General features: G+C 45.5%; 12 protein-coding genes. 6 read left to right on the plus strand and 6 right to left on the minus strand.

Annotated features, from left to right (window positions below; all coding sequences use genetic code 11):
• Positions 1 to 95: 95 nt before the first annotated feature.
• Together QWZ07_RS03780 and pta are read right to left on the minus strand one after the other, a co-directional pair.
• A complete protein-coding gene (locus QWZ07_RS03780) occupies positions 96 to 863 on the minus strand; it encodes a sulfite exporter TauE/SafE family protein (protein ID WP_065678121.1) in 768 nt (255 codons plus the stop codon).
• 65 nt (positions 864 to 928) lie between these two features.
• Positions 929 to 2002 carry a phosphate acetyltransferase gene (gene pta / locus QWZ07_RS03785; protein ID WP_192853514.1) on the minus strand — a complete coding sequence of 358 codons (1074 nt, stop codon included), beginning with the start codon at positions 2000 to 2002 and terminating at the stop codon, positions 929 to 931.
• Between the two features lie 153 nt (positions 2003 to 2155).
• Here pta and QWZ07_RS03790 point away from each other — a divergent pair, with 153 nt between their 5' ends.
• Positions 2156 to 2938: an IclR family transcriptional regulator gene (locus QWZ07_RS03790; RefSeq protein ID WP_016790487.1), complete on the plus strand. Its 783-nt coding sequence runs from the start codon at positions 2156 to 2158 to the stop codon at positions 2936 to 2938.
• Positions 2939 to 3085: 147 nt separating this feature from the next.
• Positions 3086 to 4513, plus strand: a complete 1428-nt coding sequence (locus QWZ07_RS03795) for an NAD-dependent succinate-semialdehyde dehydrogenase (RefSeq protein ID WP_192853513.1) — start codon at positions 3086 to 3088, stop codon at positions 4511 to 4513.
• 160 nt (positions 4514 to 4673) lie between these two features.
• On the opposite strand, the gene QWZ07_RS03800 is transcribed toward QWZ07_RS03795, so the two are convergent.
• Together QWZ07_RS03800 and QWZ07_RS03805 are read right to left on the minus strand one after the other, a co-directional pair.
• Positions 4674 to 6860: a malate synthase G gene (locus QWZ07_RS03800; protein ID WP_192853512.1), complete on the minus strand. Its 2187-nt coding sequence runs from the start codon at positions 6858 to 6860 to the stop codon at positions 4674 to 4676.
• A 155-nt stretch (positions 6861 to 7015) separates the two neighbouring features.
• On the minus strand, positions 7016 to 7969 hold the full coding sequence (locus tag QWZ07_RS03805; protein WP_009845781.1) for a LysR family transcriptional regulator: 954 nt from the start codon (positions 7967 to 7969) through the stop codon (positions 7016 to 7018).
• Between the two features lie 141 nt (positions 7970 to 8110).
• Between QWZ07_RS03805 and QWZ07_RS03810 the strand changes: the two genes are divergently transcribed.
• Positions 8111 to 9709 (plus strand): isocitrate lyase, encoded by a 1599-nt coding sequence (locus QWZ07_RS03810; RefSeq protein ID WP_192853511.1) that lies wholly within the window; start codon positions 8111 to 8113, stop codon positions 9707 to 9709.
• A 221-nt stretch (positions 9710 to 9930) separates the two neighbouring features.
• On the plus strand, positions 9931 to 10524 hold the full coding sequence (locus tag QWZ07_RS03815; protein WP_102328237.1) for a hypothetical protein: 594 nt from the start codon (positions 9931 to 9933) through the stop codon (positions 10522 to 10524).
• Between the two features lie 131 nt (positions 10525 to 10655).
• On the opposite strand, the gene QWZ07_RS03820 is transcribed toward QWZ07_RS03815, so the two are convergent.
• A complete protein-coding gene (locus QWZ07_RS03820; protein WP_192853510.1) occupies positions 10656 to 11057 on the minus strand; it encodes a cystatin domain-containing protein in 402 nt (133 codons plus the stop codon).
• Between the two features lie 258 nt (positions 11058 to 11315).
• Positions 11316 to 13775 (minus strand): M9 family metallopeptidase, encoded by a 2460-nt coding sequence (locus QWZ07_RS03825; RefSeq protein WP_192853509.1) that lies wholly within the window; start codon positions 13773 to 13775, stop codon positions 11316 to 11318.
• Positions 13776 to 14214: 439 nt separating this feature from the next.
• Here QWZ07_RS03825 and QWZ07_RS03830 point away from each other — a divergent pair, with 439 nt between their 5' ends.
• The gene (locus QWZ07_RS03830) at positions 14215 to 15468 is read left to right on the plus strand and encodes an acyl-homoserine-lactone synthase (RefSeq protein ID WP_192853508.1); all 1254 of its coding nucleotides are present in this window, start codon (positions 14215 to 14217) and stop codon (positions 15466 to 15468) included.
• Positions 15461 to 18097 carry a quorum-sensing autoinducer 1 sensor kinase/phosphatase LuxN gene (gene luxN, locus QWZ07_RS03835; protein WP_192853507.1) on the plus strand — a complete coding sequence of 879 codons (2637 nt, stop codon included), beginning with the start codon at positions 15461 to 15463 and terminating at the stop codon, positions 18095 to 18097. The genes QWZ07_RS03830 and luxN overlap by 8 nt, the downstream gene beginning before the upstream one ends.
• The last annotated feature ends 87 nt before the right edge of the window (positions 18098 to 18184 follow it).

Genomic DNA, 18184 nt, shown 5'->3' on the forward strand with positions numbered 1-18184 from the left:
AAGTATCGGCTAGCAAGCCGCTAGCCTTTTATCAGAATGTTCTTAAGAGGTAGCAGCAACTAAAAGGCAGCGAGTAACTAAGAAATAACGAGCAATTAAAAGACAGCAAGTAACGACCATGCAGAGACAGCCATCAAATACCCACCAATCAACATCAACACAATGAACACCAACTTTCTGAGTTGGTCATTGGACAACGGCGGTGGGAAACGCCGAGCAAACATTGTGACAAGCGCCACCAGAGGAACAGCAATAGCGGATAACCACAATATGCTCGCTTCCATGTCGCCTGCAGCGTAGACATTGACGGTACGGGACATTGACGTACAAGCGAACACCATCAGCAGTGTGCTTCGCACCAGATCGAGCGTAAAAGGCTGCCGATAGAGATGGTAAACAATCGGTGGGCCTGCCATACCGAATAACCCACCCGCGAGCCCAGAACTAAAACCAGATAACAAGAACGATACCGTTGCCGAACGGTCCTTTCTGGTTTTAGGTTTGAACATAAAGCTCAAACCTGCGAATAGCACCATCGCCCCCAATAGTCCTCGGAGAATATTCGTGGCTGAATCGCTCAACTCGTCTAGCAAGAACACCCCCATCGATACGCCGGGGATAATACCGATGACCAACACCACCAGAATCTTGAGTTCACCAAGCAGTGGCTTACCCATCAACGCGACCAAGCAATTGAACAAGGTCACGATACTGACCACAGCGGCAATCACGGGTAAAGAAACCAAATTAAGGCTGACCGTTAAACCAATCACGATGATACCGAGGCCAAAACCCGTGACGGTTTGGAAGTAGGTACCCACCGCGATAGTGGCAAGAATGGCGAGTAAAACAGGTAACTCCATTAGCAATCCTAACTAGGTTGTTTGGGGTTGATTTGAATGTGAATATCAGCTTCAGGCACTAGATTTTAGTATCTAAAATCAAAGGTCGATTCTTCTCTTCTTTCAGAATCAGCCGCCGCGTCAGTCGTTGAATTTGGTATTTTCCCTTGCTGCGCTTGTACGGCAGTCACCGCAATTACATTGAAGATATCTTCCGCGCTACACCCTCTGGATAAGTCATTGGCAGGCTGATTCAATCCTTGCAGTAACGGGCCAATCGCGACTGCGCCACCTAACCTTTCTGCGAGCTTATAGCCTATGTTCCCCGCTTCTAAATTAGGGAAGATCAATACGTTAGATTGGCCTTTCACTTCTGAATCGGGCAGCTTTTTCGCGGCTATTTCAGTAACAATCGCGGCATCGAGTTGAACGTCCTGATCGACAGCTATTCCGGGACAACGTTGTTTCACTAACTGAGCGGCATTACGAACCTTATCGACTGATTCGTGTTTCGCACTGCCGTTAGTAGAGAACGACAGCATTGCCACTTTAGGTTCTTCCATCAGTAGCGTTTGAGCACTGTTTGATGCCGCTACGGCAATCGAAGCCAGCTCGGTTTCATTGGGGTTAATCACCAAACCACAATCACTGAAAATCATGCCACCTTTAAGATTATGGAAAGGCTCGCACAACATCATCAGAAAGAAGCTAGACACCAATTCACTGTCTGGTGCTGGCCCAATAATCTGCAGCGCCGCTCTTACTACATCAGACGTGGTGTAAACCGCGCCATTGACTGTGCCGTCAACCAGCCCTTCTCGTACCATCAAGTTGGCAAAAACCAGTGGGTCCTTGACCTTCTCCAATGCATCTTCATAAGTCATGCCTTTGGCTTTTCTTAGTTCATAGAGCCGTTCAGCCAACACAGCTTTGAGTGCTGATGTTTGTGGTGACACAATATGAATGCCGACGAGATTAATGTGGTTCAACTGCGCCGCTTCGATAATCGCCTTTTCATCGCCGATTAGAGTGATGTAAGCGAGCTGTTTATCTATCGCCAATCGCGCCGCTTTGAGTACACGAGGGTCTTCTGCTTCGCTTAAAACCACTCGCTTACGATCTAAGTGAGCCTTATCAATAATCCGTTCAATCGCCTTCATCTTAAATTCCATTTATTGAGATTAATTGTTCCATAATTTATATTTATATTATTGAAATAATAAAAAAGGTCAAATTTTATTCAGATAATTGAAGATTTTTAATTTGGTATGTACACTCTTATACATAGACATATCGCAAGGATGAATCACTGTATGCAAACAGAAACACCACAAGTTCAAGGAGATACGCCCACTCTCCGACTTTTTGCACTATTAGAGGTGATAGCGCAAAAAGATGAGTTTATTTCTCTTCAAGGGCTCGTCGAAGAAACCGGACTACCGAAACCAACTCTGCACCGCATGCTGCAACAATTAGAAGCTGCGGGCATTATTCAAAGAGATGGTGACGAAAAGCATTACAGCTCTGGTATTCGACTCAGAAAGCTTGCTGAAAACCTGCTGTTCAATAGCACCATGCACAGCGCACGACGTACTATTCTTGAAAACCTTCGAGCAGAAGTCGGCGAGAGCTGCAACCTAACGGCACTGTCGAGCGGTGAAATCATCTATCTTGATCGCGCAGAAACCGAAGCCCCGCTTCGCTTCCATCTACAACCCGGCTCTCGCGTGCCCGTACATTGCTCAGCCACAGGCAAATTGTTTTTGGCGCACATGTCGAAATCACAACGCAGAAGACTGATCGAAAGTGTGCCCCTCACTCAATACACAGTAAAAACCATCACCGACTATTCGACGCTAGAGAAAGACATCGAAGAAGCGAAGATCCAAGGTTTTGCTATTGATGATGAAGAATTCTTACCCGGTTTAGTCTGTATCGCTGTATTGATACCGTCTTCTACTGGTCAATCCAATCTTGGCTTAGCAATACAAGCGCCAGTGATTCGCGTAAAACCAGACGAAGCGATCAAGTTTCTGCCAGCTCTTCAAAAAGCAGCAAAAGCGCTCGCTAAAATCGAGTCTGATAACTGGGGCTAGTGAGCAGAACTATCTCAGAAAATGACCAAGATTAGCGAATCAACATCAATGAACTTCGACCAATCAACATTTGGTCGAAGTCATTTCAACACATGCCACCCCGCACATAAGCAACACGTCTAAAGTAATCACAACAAAGGAATCACGATGCTAAACATTAAGAACCAGCACTTACTCTCTTTTATGGTGACAGAAGCGAACAACGCAGTTGCAGTCACAAACCCAGCAACGGGTGAGCTTATTGGCCACGCACCAATCTCATCTGAGGCAGAGTTAGAGAGCGCTATCGAACGTGCTCATGTTGCGCAGAAAGAGTGGGCAAAAATTCCCGCTAAATCCCGTGCTGCATTGCTAAGTGGTTGGCATCAACTGATCCTTGAAAACAAAGAAGATCTTGCTCGCCTAATGACCATTGAACAAGGTAAGCCGTTAGCAGAAGCAACGGGCGAAGTGGTGTATGGCGCGAGCTTTATTGAATGGTTTGCCGAAGAAGCCAAGCGCACCTATGGTGATTCTATTCCTAGCACCGCCGCTGGCAAACGCTTGGTGACCATCAAGCAACCTATCGGAGTCGCATGTGCCATTACGCCATGGAACTTTCCGATTGCGATGATCACTCGTAAGGCCGCTCCTGCCCTTGCTGCCGGCTGTAGTTTTATTGTGAAGCCCTCAGATGAAACGCCGCTTTCTGCATTTGCTGTGGTTGAATTGGCTTACCAAGCGGGCATTCCTAAAGATCTACTTCAAGTCGTACTTGGCGATAGCCCTGAACAGATTGGCGAGCTTTTCACATCACACCCACTGATCAAAAAGATCTCTTTTACTGGTTCGACTCGAGTCGGCAGTATCTTGATGGCTCAAGCTGCGAAAGGCATTAAGCGCACCTCAATGGAACTGGGTGGCAATGCACCGTTTATCGTGTTTGACGATGCGGATATCGACGCTGCCGTTCAAGGCGCAATGGCTTCAAAATTCCGTAATGCAGGCCAAACCTGTGTTTGTGCGAACCGTTTCTACGTTCATAGCAAGGTGCATGACGAGTTTGTAGCAAAATTCGACCAAGCCGTTCAGCAGCTTAAAATCGGTAACGGATTAGATGAAGGCGTCACTATTGGCCCGGTTATCAGTGAAAGGGCGAAACAAAACATTCAAGGTTTGATTGACCGAGCGATTGAACAAGGTGCGCAGCCTGTAACCCCAACTCAAGCGCTTGACGGCTTGTTCATTCAACCTGTGGTTCTTAAAGATGTAAAACACAGCATGGACATCGTTCAACAAGAGATCTTCGGCCCAGTCGCACCTGTGATGAAATTCGAAACTGATGAAGAACTTATCGAGATGGCCAACGATACCATTTATGGTTTGGCGTCTTACTTCTACAGCCAGAACATTCACCGCGTATGGCAGGTAGCAGAAGCGCTTGAATACGGCATGGTTGGCATTAATGACGGTATGATCTCAACCGAAGTCGCGCCTTTCGGTGGCGTGAAACAATCAGGTATTGGCCGTGAAGGTGCGAAAGAAGGCATCGATGAGTACATGGACATTAAGTATCTTTGCTTTGGCGGAAAATAAGGTTGGTAGTAACTAGGTTTGGAAATAATTAAGTCTTAGTGAGCACTAACCTGCCCCATTCTCTCCCCTTCCCTCTCTCAAAAAAACCAAAAAAAAGCCGCGCTAAATTAGCGCGGCACCTTGGGCTCGGTTCAAATAAGGGTACTTCTTTTTTTATTATTTATTGTGCGGTTCCTTTCAGCTTCAGTCGCATCGCATGCAACACTGGCTCGGTATAACCACTAGGTTGAGCACAGCCTTCGAATACCAGCTGACAAGCCGCTGAGAAAGCAATGCTATTTTCAAAATCTGGCGCCATGTTTTGGTAGCTTGGATCCCCAGAGTTTTGCTCATCAACCACAGCTGCCATGCGCTTCATGGTTTTCATTACTTGGGCTTCCTCGCAAATACCATGACGTAGCCAGTTAGCGATGTGTTGGCTTGAAATACGTAGCGTTGCGCGGTCTTCCATTAGCCCTACATCGTTAATATCTGGCACTTTTGAACAACCGACTCCTTGGTCAATCCAACGCACTACGTAGCCAAGAATACCTTGTGTATTGTTATCCAATTCATTTTGGATATCTTGAGCAGTCAGCTTTTGATTGCCTAATAGCGGGATAGTCAGGATATCGTCGACGTTCGCTCTCACTCGCTCCCGAAGCTCTTTCTGACGACTTGGTACACTCACCTTGTGATAGTGCAAAGCATGCAGAGTCGCGGCAGTTGGAGAAGGAACCCAAGCGGTATTTGCACCTGCTTGTGGGTGACCGATTTTCGCATCCATCATCTTGGCCATGTTGTCCGGCTCTGGCCACATGCCTTTACCGATCTGGGCTTTACCTTGCAGGCCACAAGCTAAGCCAAGATCAACGTTTTGATCTTCGTAAGCGCCAATCCAAGTCATGGTTTTCAGCTGTGTTTTAGGAGCAAACGGACCCGCTTCCATACTGGTGTGAATTTCATCACCGGTTCGATCTAGGAAGCCTGTGTTGATGAATACAACACGATCTTTAGCCGCGCGGATACATTCTTTAAGATTGACTGAAGTACGACGCTCTTCGTCCATGATGCCGACTTTGATCGTGAATCGATCAAGGCCTAATGCATCTTCAATACGGCCAAACAGTTCATTGGTAAACGCCACTTCTTCAGGACCATGCATCTTAGGTTTAACAATATTGATGCTGTTCGCGGTCGAGTTTTGGTACGCGCTGTTGCCTTTTAAATCATGCATCGCGATTAGTGAAGTGATCATGCCATCCATAATACCTTCAGGCACTTCATTGCCTTGAGCATCAATAATGGCAGGGTTGGTCATTAGATGGCCCACATTGCGGATAAACAACATGCTGCGGCCTTTCAGCGAGATCTCGCCTCCCGTCACGCTGGTGTATTGGCGATCTGGATTGAGGTTACGAACGATGGTCTTGCCATTTTTCTCTAGCGACTCTTGTAAGTCACCTTTCATCAAGCCTAACCAGTTACGGTAAGCCAGTGCTTTGTCTTCACCATCAACCGCCGCTACCGAATCTTCGCAATCCATAATGGTAGTGAGAGCCGATTCCACCAGCACATCTTTAATACCAGCCACATCAACGCTGCCAATTGGCGCGCTAGGGTCGATTTGAATTTCGATATGTAGGTTGTTGTGCTTAAGCAGAATGCTTGAAGGCGCACTTGCATCACCTTGGTAACCAATGAACTGGTTGCGATCGATTAGAGTGACTTCTTCGCCGTTGTCTAAGGTCGCTGTCAGTGTATTACCAATGCTAACGTTGCTGATGCTGTATTTAGTCACGTCTTTATGGGAAACACCGTTTAACGGTGCAGCATCATCAAGGAAACCTCGAGCGTAGCTCACTACTTTAGCGCCACGAACCGGGTTAAAGCTTCCACCCTTTTCGGCACCATCACTTTCACTGATAACATCGGTTCCGTAGAGCGCATCGTATAAACTGCCCCAACGCGCATTCGCCGCGTTAAGTGCAAAACGTGCATTCATAATAGGCACAACGAGCTGGGGGCCCGCTTGTGTTGCAATTTCCGGCTCAACGCTTGCGGTGGTTACTTGAAAATCTTCGCCCTCAGGGACTAAGTAGCCTATCTGTTGCAAGAACTGTTTGTACTCTGCCGCATCTAGGGTTTGGCCTACACGCTCTTGGTGCCAGACGTCAATTTGATGTTGAAGATCGTCGCGCTTAATAAGCAATGCGCGGTTCTTTGGAGCCAAATCTTCAAGGATGGTTGCAAAAGATTGCCAAAAGTCTTCAGCGACAATGCCTGTTCCAGGAATGACCTGATCATTAATTAATTGGTAGAGGGTGCTATCAATGTTCAAGCTTCCCTGTTGAATACGACTGCTCATAAAATCTCTCTCAAGCTAACTGATGGCTACTCAATATATTTACTTAACTGACTTAAATTTCAATAACTCATTTAAACTTACGCAACGGACATAAATTTAGCTAATTTATGCCAGTTATACTGGATATTCATATAAAAAATACCCTACAAACTGTGTTATTCCGTCACACCACTCTCTATTTCATTGGCGACACTTTTAATCAATCGGCGCATCCATTGGTGGTCAGGATTGGTTTGTAATAATGGACTCCAAGCCATTTTCACCTCAAAGGGTTCAATAGCAAATGGCGCAGGTTTGATCAACAACCGAGGGTTGTTGCGCTGCAATTGTGCCGCTTTGGTTGGAATGGTCAGGATCAGGTTCTTCTGTTGAGCGAAGAGAATCGCCGACAGGTAGTGTCGTGTGAACACCGTGATATTACGCGTTTTGCCAATGCGCATTAGTGCTTCATCTATCCAACCAAGTTTTTGCGCTTCGCTTGGGTTAATCCCAACGCCGGTGCCCATACCCGTCTTACTTACCCAGATATGTTGCGCCTTTAGATAAGACAAAATATCGAAGTTGTCCGCTATCGGGTTATCACAACTAAATAGGCAAGAGAACCCGTCGTGCCAAAGGCTCATCTGATGGAACGACTGTGGAATGTCGTCAAAACGGTTGATAATGATATCAACAGTGCCTTGTTCCACATCCTGATAACTCACGTCACTTGGCGTCATGATATCCAAGCGTATTTTCGGTGCTATCTCGCTCAACTTTTTCAATAGCGGCTGAATAATGGTCGACTCGGCATAGTCACTCGCCATGATACGAAACACACGCTCACTGTCTTCTGCATTAAACTCCGTGGTCGGTTGCAATGTCTTTTCTACATTCGCCAAGATGTTTCTAATCAATGGCTGCAGTTTATGTGCTCGCTCGGTCGGTATCATCCCTTCACTGGTTCTCACCAACAGCGGGTCTTCAAACAGATCGCGCAATCGACGCAGGCCATTACTCATCGCTGGCTGAGTTATTCCTAACTGATTTGCTGCTCGTGTTACGTTTCTTTCACGTAGCAACATGTCTAAATACACAAGTAAATTAAGGTCTATACGAGCAATATTCATAAGAAAAATACCGAATATAATAACTATAAATTAACAAAATTATCACATACATGGTTATTCTTTGTCCATGGTTAGATTTAATCCAAATCGAATGACCTCGCCAAATTGGCCAACATGTCCACGTGAAACTAAGGAATAGTTATGTCGCAAATTACACAAGATATCGAAAAGATTGAAGTTGCAAAAAGCGCTGCTGGTGCTCCATGGGATGCAATCAACCCTGAATCTGCAGCTCGTATGCGAGCTCAAAACAAATTCAAAACAGGTCTGGATATTGCGCAATACACGGCAGATATTATGCGTGCAGACATGGCGGCTTACGACGAAGACAGCTCTCAATACACTCAGTCTCTGGGTTGCTGGCACGGTTTCATCGGCCAACAAAAGCTGATTTCTATTAAGAAGCACTTTGATGGCAAGACAGACCGTCGTTACCTATACCTTTCAGGTTGGATGGTAGCAGCACTTCGCTCTGACTTCGGTCCACTTCCAGACCAATCTATGCATGAAAAAACGTCAGTTGCTGGCCTAGTAGAAGAGCTATACACCTTCCTACGCCAAGCGGATGCTCGTGAACTAGGTGGCTTGTTCCGTCAGCTAGACGCAGCACGTGAAGCGGGTGATGTGAATCAACAAGACCTTATCCAAGACAAAATCGACAACCACGTAACACACGTAGTGCCAATCATTGCCGATATCGATGCAGGTTTCGGTAACGCAGAAGCGACTTACCTAATGGCTAAGCAGATGATTGAAGCGGGTGCATGTTGTCTACAAATCGAAAACCAAGTAGCCGATGAGAAGCAATGTGGTCACCAAGACGGCAAAGTAACGGTTCCTCATGCTGATTTCCACGCAAAACTTCGCGCACTTCGTTACGCTTTCCTTGAACTAGGCATCGACAACGGCATCATTGTTGCTCGTACCGATTCACAAGGTGCTGGCCTAACAAAAGAAATTGCGGTAGTGAAAGAACCTGGCGACCAAGGTGACATCTACAACTCATACCTAGACGTTGAAGAGATTGATGTTGCAGATATGGCTGAAGGTGATGTTTGCTTCAACCGTGACGGCAAGCTAGTTCGTCCTAAGCGTCTGCCTTCAGGCTTATACCAATTCCGCGAAGGTACTGGTGAAGACCGCTGTGTATTCGACTGTATTGAAGCAATCAACGCAGGTGCTGACCTTCTTTGGATTGAGACTGAGAAACCACACATCGGTCAAATCAAAGAGATGATGGACGGCGTACGTGAAGTACACCCTAATGCGAAACTGGTTTACAACAACTCTCCATCATTCAACTGGACATTAAACTTCCGCCAACAAGCATACGATGCAATGGCAGCAGCAGGTAAAGATGTATCAGCTTACGACCGTGCAAGCCTAATGAGTGCGGAATACGATGAAACTGAACTGTCTGCAAGCGCTGACGAGAAGATTCGTACATTCCAAGCGGACGCATCTCGCGAAGCGGGTATCTTCCACCACTTGATTACTCTGCCGACTTACCACACTGCAGCACTGTCTACTGACAACCTTGCAAAAGAATACTTCGGTGACCAAGGCATGTTGGGCTACGTTGCGAATGTTCAACGTAAAGAGATTCGCCAAGGTATCGCATGTGTTAAACACCAAAACATGTCTGGTTCAGACATGGGTGATGACCACAAAGAATACTTTGCTGGTGAAAATGCACTAAAAGCAGCGGGTGAAGCGAATACGTCTAATCAATTTGATTAATCGTTAACAGCGTTTCCCCTCTAGAATCTCCCCCTCCCTTTTCCCTGTTAGGTGTCGGGAGGGAGGAGGTTTTGGGATGAAGCTTGTACTGCCGGCTTCATCTCAAAGCCTCAGATTTGTGTTCCACACCACTGTGACCCCGAAAAATTCTGTTTAAACTGATCACATTCGCGTTTGTTGATTTTCCTATTTATTGATATGCCTATTTATTGAGAGTGCCTATGACTTCAATACCGACACACCTACAAGATGCTAAAACACTGCTATCAGAAAATGGTTTCGCTACTGGTGATACTTGGTATCACGGCACATCTTCAGCCTTGCTAGCTTCAATCCAAGGCCAAGGGCTGAAACGCTCAGGAGACAAAGCACTCAATGAAGCCGCTTCAAAAACCATGGCAACCATTGGCAATAACTACACAGAATCCGTTGAGCCCGTTTTCTTAACTCAGAGCAAAGAACTGGCCTACTACTGGGCTCAGCAAACCATTCGCGAACGCAGCACTCGTTTTGAAGGTGAAGAGCGCCCTATCGTGTTAGCAGTCAATCTATCTGAAAAACAACAAGCCAAAGTAAGACCGGACGTTGGCGCAATGAGCCTATTAATGATGAGTGTTGGTGAGCAATTCATGGCTCACTTAACTGAGATCTATCAAGAGAACAACATCGCAGGCCCAGACATCGAACTGCGCACTGCGGATCGTATGGACTATCTCAATAAGCTTGGAATGGCCTACATTGATGAAGACATCAGCCGTGCTTGTGTGCAAGAGCTTTATGAACCAGAGCTGTCAGAGCCGGAACTGACCAGTTAATCAGGTTCATTACGTCAGCACTATTCAGAATAAAAAAGGGCTCCTAAGTAGGAGCCATTTTTAAGTGTGACGTTATTTACATGCTCGTTAATCAATGGGTTAGTTGATCAATAGACAAGTAAATCAATGGACTAGTTAATCAACGGACACAGACGACCTTGTTGTGCAGCTTGCGTCATTGTCATCTCACCCTGCAACGAACGATACACAATGGTGTTCCAAACTTCGCCATTATCCATCTCAAAATCGATAGCATAATTCAAACCACTGACAACCTGAGTTCGAACGCTCAAGATTTTATCAAGCTTCGCAGCGGTATTCATTTGTCCCAGAACCACATCTAAAGCTTGTTTTGCTTCTGGCGTGATATCACTTTGTGACCAACCACCTGTCAGGTTTTTTGTGTTACAGATCGGATTCGCTTTCTCTTGCGGTTGAGCGGGAACATCAGATTCCTGACTGCATCCAGCTAACGCAGCGACACTAAACACAGTTGCTAATCCAAGTAATGATGTTAATCGTACTTTTTTCATGAATCCTCTCTACATCGTTCATTCAGTCATTTACGAGAGATTACTCGTAATGATGTTTCATATGCAGGCAAGCTTAGACCTTAAATGTCATTACTTCATCAGAGATTATGGTGTAACTACTCTATAAATACAGAGCACTGTCAGAAAAACAAAGCCGGACACTGCTGCCCGGCTTTTTACCCGTCTATTCAATTGATATTTAGATCATTTAGATTAGGTGGCGTTTTCGTTAGTGCTTTTTAATTGCTGCCTGTTTTGCTAGTGAAAGAACACCAACATCTCGACATCACCCCCTTGCTGTTCAGCACTGAGTAAGAAGTGCACATAGCCTTCTTCTGTTACAGGGATTTGCAGGTACTCATTGCTCCCACGGTAATTAGAGGCATAATCGTGTTGCCCTGAAGTAGGCCAGTATGAACGACTTGCAAATAGATCTACGTTGCCAGCATTCGACTGTCCACTCTCCGCATTATCACTCTTATCATTCAACCATACTCTTACCTCTTGCACGCCCTGTGGAACATAAACCGCCGCATAACGTCGTTGGTGCACGGTGAGTATTTGAGGCTGACCTGATTCAAGTATTATTGGCGTTAAATCATCCTGTTCTTGTGATGGCGGCGTTGGCGTTTCTGTCTCTAGTGATGCCAACAGTGTTACGTCATTGAAATCGGTGCGTCCTGCAATACTCATGTAGTAACGACCCGGTTTGATGAAACCCGATGACTCTGGTTCAAACGTCACCATCTCATTACTTCCATTTCCGTATTGGCTGAATTCAAAATCATAGTAATGCGCTTCTTTGTTGTAGCTCATGTAAAGATCAGCGTCACCTTGGCTTTGGTCTATGGCATTACCTTCAATCGAAACCTCAAAATGCGTGGTGTTCTCTGGTACATCGACGTAGAACAACAGCTCGCTGTACGCCTCGCCGTTCAACACTACACCTTGGTTTGCTGCAAGCACTATGGCTTGGTCTGTTGGATTTGTAGGGTCAGTCGGTTCTGTGGGATCAGTAGGCTCTGTTGGTTCACTTGAAACGGTGTCTAGCCAACGCTCAAACTCACCATTGTATTGCTGGCCAAGCACTTTCACTTGTTGCGCCCATTCTGAAAATTTGCCAGCACGAGACAGTGCCAACAAGCTCTGCACTTCTTGAGGATGTTCTTCCATCATAAAGCGCACCGCCAAGTAGCCCCATCGATAGATACGGTTGGAATCATGGGAGTAGGTGGTCGCAAGCACATCCGATAAACTCATCTTCCCGCTGCTAATCAAACCAACAGCGGCATCGTAACCTTGCTTGTAATGCATGAACTCAGCAAAACCTTCTAGCCACCATACAACGTAACCATGTGCCAAGTTGTCGCTAAAGGAGCCGTATTGGTTAAAGCGGGCATCGAGATAGTGAGTATACTCATGCTCTAAATTGAGAATTGAAAGGTCATCGCCGTTAGCGTAACGGTAAGCGACGAAACGCGCCACGTTACCCACTTCTGCAGGGTTACCTTCTAAATACTGACCGCCGTTGTCGGTGGTGTTTCCAAACAAGAACGCAGAGTAATCGGTGTAGCTACCTTTACTGCCAAACACCGCGACTTCAACTCGCTCGTTATTATCATCGGCGACAGGTTGTTGGCCTGTGTTCGCAACTTGATGGAAGTCCGCCTCTTTCGCCGCGAGTACATCACATGCTTCAATTGATTGTGCTTGCGTTAAATCTTGAGAGCGAATAATCGCAGGCCCTTGGCACTCGTGACGATTGGGAAGTACACGCATTGCTAAATCACGCTTTGCTTGCTCTAGATCCAATCCATTCAAGCCGTCTGGCGCGTAATACCCCATCATCTCAACCGCCGCTAACCAAAGCTTGTCATGCTCACTGCCAAGTGGGTTTTGTACCATCACTTGCTGCATAAAACGCAGCGCTTTGTCTTTCGTTAATTTATCCGGGCTTGCCAGCAAACGACCAGTTTCACGGACTGCGTTATAAACAAGAAAGCCTGCATCAGTATCTAAAGCCCACGTGTTATCACGGGCGAATGCTGCAAGCGTGTCGATATGCTGGGTATGGCTCGCCATGTAATCATAGAAGTCATCTCTAGCTGCGTGCCCTGCCATTGCTCGAAACAGATTGTTTAACCCGTCGACCCATTGTGAGTCTTGCGCCGTTTCTTGGTTGAAGTGACGTAATGCCGCAAGTTGCGCATCCATTGTCAGTGGCAATTGTTTAACGTTATCGACCATTAGCGTCAGGCTTTTCAATGCACCCACTTGCTCACGACCTTGATCTAACGCATTAGGGTTAGCTAAGAAAGCAATGGTCGACTGAGCAAACCGCTGGCTCAACGCTTCGCTGAAGTCTTTTGCTTGTGCGTTATAGCGAACGTAATAAGCGGCACGAACAAACTCACCAAGGTTTTCAAGTTTACGGGCTTGTTCAGCTTCACCTCGGTAACGAGTTATTTCTAAGTTCAGCGCAGCTTGAATGCGGCTTAGGTTCGCTTCGCTATAGATATTATCTAGTGAATTATTCGATGCAGAGAACCAAGAACTGTAGCAACTGTTGTCTGCCGAAGAGACAGCGAGTGCAAGATTGGACGCCTGTTGAAGATCAAGCACCTCACACTGATTTTGAGCAAAAGAGAAACTGGACACACTGGCAAGCATACAAGCGATCGCCAAGCGATGACGTGGAAATAGACGGAGATGAGACATACTACACTCATTAGTTAATTATATATTTGAGCGCGCTGTTATATTCCTTAAAATCCACAAGGTTAATTGAGTTGCGTATGATTTATGAGCTTGGTTCAAAAAATAAACACTCAGAACCAATTTATAAATTCAAAAAGACATTCTCAGATTAAATAAATTAACTTCCACATATGATTAAACCATATAAGTGATTGAGAGCACTCTAATTTAGGGAATCATTAATTAATTCGTACATGACTAACCCATATTGTTAAGGGTCAGCACAAGTAGTAGACTTGCGCTCGATTATGCAACTTGTTTTTAAAAACAATAGACACAATTAGAGTTACGTTTGTTCATCAAAGTAACTTTATTTCAAATACTTACTATAAATCCGTGTCGAGTTGACTGGTGCAAATCAAATAAAAATAATTATATAAACCTAGGCTAGGTTCACACCATGAAATTAACGTCGTCTTTAGACTCACTGTTGGCTAGCAGTCTGTCTATTGAAAAGAAACAACAAGCGCTGATCGAGCTCATGATCAACGCTTATCAGCCACAAGAACGTACCGCTCTTTTTCAAACCGTCACAGACTATCGTAGACGACTATTGGAATCGTTCTTCCCAGAACACCAAAACAAAAGCCTCTCCGTTTTATTTGAACTGATGGACTATCGCGATCTTATTCAACGCTATCCAAGTTCCTTATCGAAAGAGATGGCACTGTTAGAAGCAGCCGCAGGCCAGTGTTACATGCATTGGTTAGACTTTTGGTGTGAATGTGAAATTGCAGCCATCAAAGCAAAATCTCCGTTGGATGTTAGCTCGCTCCCTTATATCGATCTGCCTATCAAAGACAGCGCTTACTATGCTGCAATCATTGAACGAATAGAAGATGATCCGCTTGTGGTGCAAACGCCCTGTCATCCTCAAGGAATGCCAATCAGTGATGCCATCGCTTTAAGTAACCTTGAGGTATTCATCAAAGGTGAGAAATGGTTTGAAATGCTGCCTTTACTGCACCTTTCGCAAACTGGTAAGCACTATATTCTACTTAAACACCCAACTGATGAAGTCTTTCCTACTCTGGTTTCTTCAGCGTTGATTCAAGGCTGGTCAAAGAATGACACATGGTTAAGCTATGCGTCGCCATTCAGTAATGAGCAATGGCAATACTGTTTGCCAAAGCATGGTTACGATGAACTCGCTAGGTTGCAGCTTTTCACGCCATCGACACTGTCAAAATGTTATTCTCTCCCAGAATTCGATAATCAATTCCAGTTACAATTGTCTGATACGCAGTCTATTTGTGAAGTACTGCGTTTAACCGTCAGCGGTAACACCCAACAAAAGCTCTACTTCCTCTATCTTGCTCAAAAAGAGCTGATGAGTGTATTACATCAAGTTGGGTATAAGATCGGCTTCACCATTATCGAGCAACCTTTCATGCTTCAGTTTTATCAAGCCATTGACCCAAAAGCGTATTTCCACTCAGGATATTGCGAGCTAAACGATGATGGCACCACCATTTATCGTGGATTTTGGAATTTCGAATTAATGGTCAACGTATTCAACGATACCGATTTTCGCCACTACAAACGTGCAGTGCGTGAGATCAGAAAGCTAGGCTCAGCAGAACAAGCGAACTTAGTAAATAAAACAAGCTCGGTAGATAAACCAAGTTCGGTAAAAAAGGATGAACATGTTTGATTTCGGCTTAGAGGCAATCGTCTACGCCAAAGCAATAACACTGCTGGCAACGGTGGCCGTCGTCGTGATGTGGTTACTCTACTATTGCTACCGCCTTAAACTCAAGAATGAAGCGATCGCGGGCACACACCATGTCGCGTATATCGCCTACTCTGTCTGTATTGTTGCGTGGATCAGCAGTAATGCTTACTTCCATACCGACTTACTACCACAGCTCGGCGCTTCAACAGCTGTGTTGGCTGCAAAATTTGCCAACCTCGCCTCTTTCTTTGCGTTTGCCTTTGCGTATTACTTCTCGTGTCAGCTCGCCGCAGAGCAACGCAATGGCAAGGTGCATGTATGGCAACAAGCGATTTTCGTCACCCTAACCGTCTACTCCTTCTTTATTAATTTAAGCCCAGGGTTAACCGTTGAAGACGTTACTATTGTAGGACCAAGCCAATTCGTGATTGAGTTTGGACCACACACATCGTATTTCTTCATTGGCATGATTAGCTTTGTCGTCCTGACTCTCGTCAACCTAGTCGCAATGCGTGCTAACAGCAGCAAGCTTACACTCACCAAGACCAGCTACATGATTGCGGGTATCTTGGTGTTCATGCTGTCGACGGCAACGATTCACCTTGGTATGACCTTCTTTTTGCGCGATTTCTCACTCACTTGGCTACCACCCGCCTTGTCGATCAGTGAGATGTTATTCGTTGGCTATGCCCTGCTGACTTCTCGCTTCTACAGCGTGAAATACCTTGCGTATATGAGCCTGAATGCTTTGTTAGTGTGCGCCATTTTAGTGATACCTTTCGGCGCGATCTTTATCCCGTTAACTGACGACAACCAATGGTTAATCGCAATCCCCATCTGTGCACTTATTGGGGTGACTTGGCATGTACTCTATAAACGTTTGGGTCGCTACGCCTCTTTCTTTGTCTACGGAAACAAGGAAACACCCGTCCAACAAATCCTTGCATTAGAGGAAGACTTCAAGCTATCAATTGATGATGCAATGCGTCGTTTAGGTAGCCTACTGCAAATCCCAGAAGACAAGTTGCGCCTTGTTAACAGCAACTACAACGAGACCTTCTACGAAGACTATCTTTCGACAAACAAGTCTGTTTTGGTGTTCGACGAACTGTCTGAAGAGTTAGATTACACCGCGCCAGCGAAAAGCTCGATCAAAGCGCTGTATGAAAAGATGAGTTCGAACAACACTGCCTTGGTGATGCCTTTGTTTGGTCAAGGTAAGTCCGTTACGCACTTATTGGTGTCATCGCACAAGAGCAATGATCAGATGTTCTCTAACGAAGAGATCTCTGCATTACAGACCTTACTAACGCGTGTACAAAGCACGATTGAAGCAGATAGACGCATACGTCAAAGCCGTGCATTGGCTAACTCAATCGCCCATGAAATGCGTAACCCGCTTGCTCAAGTACAATTGCACTTTGAAATCCTGAAGCAGCATATTGATAATCAAGCCCCAGCAAAACAGATCCTACTGGATATTGAAAACGGCCAAGCTGCGATTCAACGCGGTCGACAGCTGATTGATATCATCTTGCGAGAAGTCAGTGATAGCTCACCCGAGCACGGGCCAATTACCATGACCTCAATCCACAAGGCCGTGGATCAAGCTGTCAGCCACTATGGTTTCGAGAATGAGAAGATTATTGAGCGAATTCGTTTACCACAACACGCTGATTTTGTGGCAAAACTGAATGAGACCTTATTCAACTTCGTTATTTTCAACCTAATCCGTAACGCGATCTACTACTTTGATTCCTATCCAGATAGCCAAATAGAGATCAGTACCACGACGGGTTCTTACGAGAACATCCTCGTTTTCCGAGATACCGGACCGGGCATCGATGAAACGATTGCTCATAAAATCTTCGATGACTTCTTCTCTTACCAAAAAAGCGGTGGTAGTGGTTTAGGTTTAGGTTATTGCCAACGCGTAATGCGTTCATTTGGTGGTCGAGTTGAATGTAAATCTAAGCTTGGTGAGTTTACGGAATTCCATCTCTACTTCCCTGTCGTACCGAATGCACCGAAAGCAGATGCTCTGCGCACGCCTTATTTCAAAGATTGGAAACACAACCAACCAGCTGAAAATAAAGCCGAAACTGAAGCTGAAGCAAAACCAGAGAAGCAAGCACCAAGTGCTGATAACGATCCTGAAACTGAAATAGAAAAGACGCAAACAGCAAACCCACCAGTATCAAGTCATCTCGCACCCACCGTGCTGATCGTTGATGACAAAGAGGTACAACGCACCCTTGTTCAGATGTACTTGAACCGACTCGGTGTGAATAGCCTTCAAGCAAACAATGGTGAGAATGCGGTTGATCTGTTTAAAACGCATCAAGTCGACTTGATCTTGATGGATGTACAAATGCCTGTCATGAACGGCTTTGACGCAAGCCAGATCATCAAGGCGCGATCGCCCAACACGCCGATCATTGCTTTGTCTGGTGAATCAGGACAACGTGAACTCGACATGATCAGTAAGTTGATGGATGGCCGCTTAGAGAAGCCAACCTCATTAAATGCGCTGCAAGACGTGCTTGATAATTGGTTGAAAAAAGGCACAACGTCTAATGCTTCTAAGGAAGCCGAAGGTGAAGAGTAAACGGCTAACAAGTTAATCAACGACTGATTAAAATCCCCTCAAGAAAGGTTCTTGAGGGGATTTTTTTGGATATTTCAGGTATTCGAA

The organism is Vibrio lentus, assembly GCF_030409755.1.
GTDB lineage: Bacteria > Pseudomonadota > Gammaproteobacteria > Enterobacterales > Vibrionaceae > Vibrio > Vibrio lentus.

Bases quoted from the DNA above. Each gene is read 5' to 3' on its own strand.
- QWZ07_RS03820 (WP_192853510.1), bottom strand. From the start codon at position 11,057: ATGAAAAAAGTACGATTAACATCATTACTTGGATTAGCAACTGTGTTT.
- QWZ07_RS03815 (WP_102328237.1), top strand. From the start codon at position 9,931: ATGACTTCAATACCGACACACCTACAAGATGCTAAAACACTGCTATCA.
- pta (WP_192853514.1), bottom strand. From the start codon at position 2,002: ATGAAGGCGATTGAACGGATTATTGATAAGGCTCACTTAGATCGTAAG.
- luxN (WP_192853507.1), top strand. From the start codon at position 15,461: ATGTTTGATTTCGGCTTAGAGGCAATCGTCTACGCCAAAGCAATAACA.
- QWZ07_RS03800 (WP_192853512.1), bottom strand. From the start codon at position 6,860: ATGAGCAGTCGTATTCAACAGGGAAGCTTGAACATTGATAGCACCCTC.
- QWZ07_RS03810 (WP_192853511.1), top strand. From the start codon at position 8,111: ATGTCGCAAATTACACAAGATATCGAAAAGATTGAAGTTGCAAAAAGC.
- QWZ07_RS03795 (WP_192853513.1), top strand. From the start codon at position 3,086: ATGCTAAACATTAAGAACCAGCACTTACTCTCTTTTATGGTGACAGAA.
- QWZ07_RS03830 (WP_192853508.1), top strand. From the start codon at position 14,215: ATGAAATTAACGTCGTCTTTAGACTCACTGTTGGCTAGCAGTCTGTCT.
- QWZ07_RS03780 (WP_065678121.1), bottom strand. From the start codon at position 863: ATGGAGTTACCTGTTTTACTCGCCATTCTTGCCACTATCGCGGTGGGT.
- QWZ07_RS03790 (WP_016790487.1), top strand. From the start codon at position 2,156: ATGCAAACAGAAACACCACAAGTTCAAGGAGATACGCCCACTCTCCGA.
- QWZ07_RS03805 (WP_009845781.1), bottom strand. From the start codon at position 7,969: ATGAATATTGCTCGTATAGACCTTAATTTACTTGTGTATTTAGACATG.
- QWZ07_RS03825 (WP_192853509.1), bottom strand. From the start codon at position 13,775: ATGTCTCATCTCCGTCTATTTCCACGTCATCGCTTGGCGATCGCTTGT.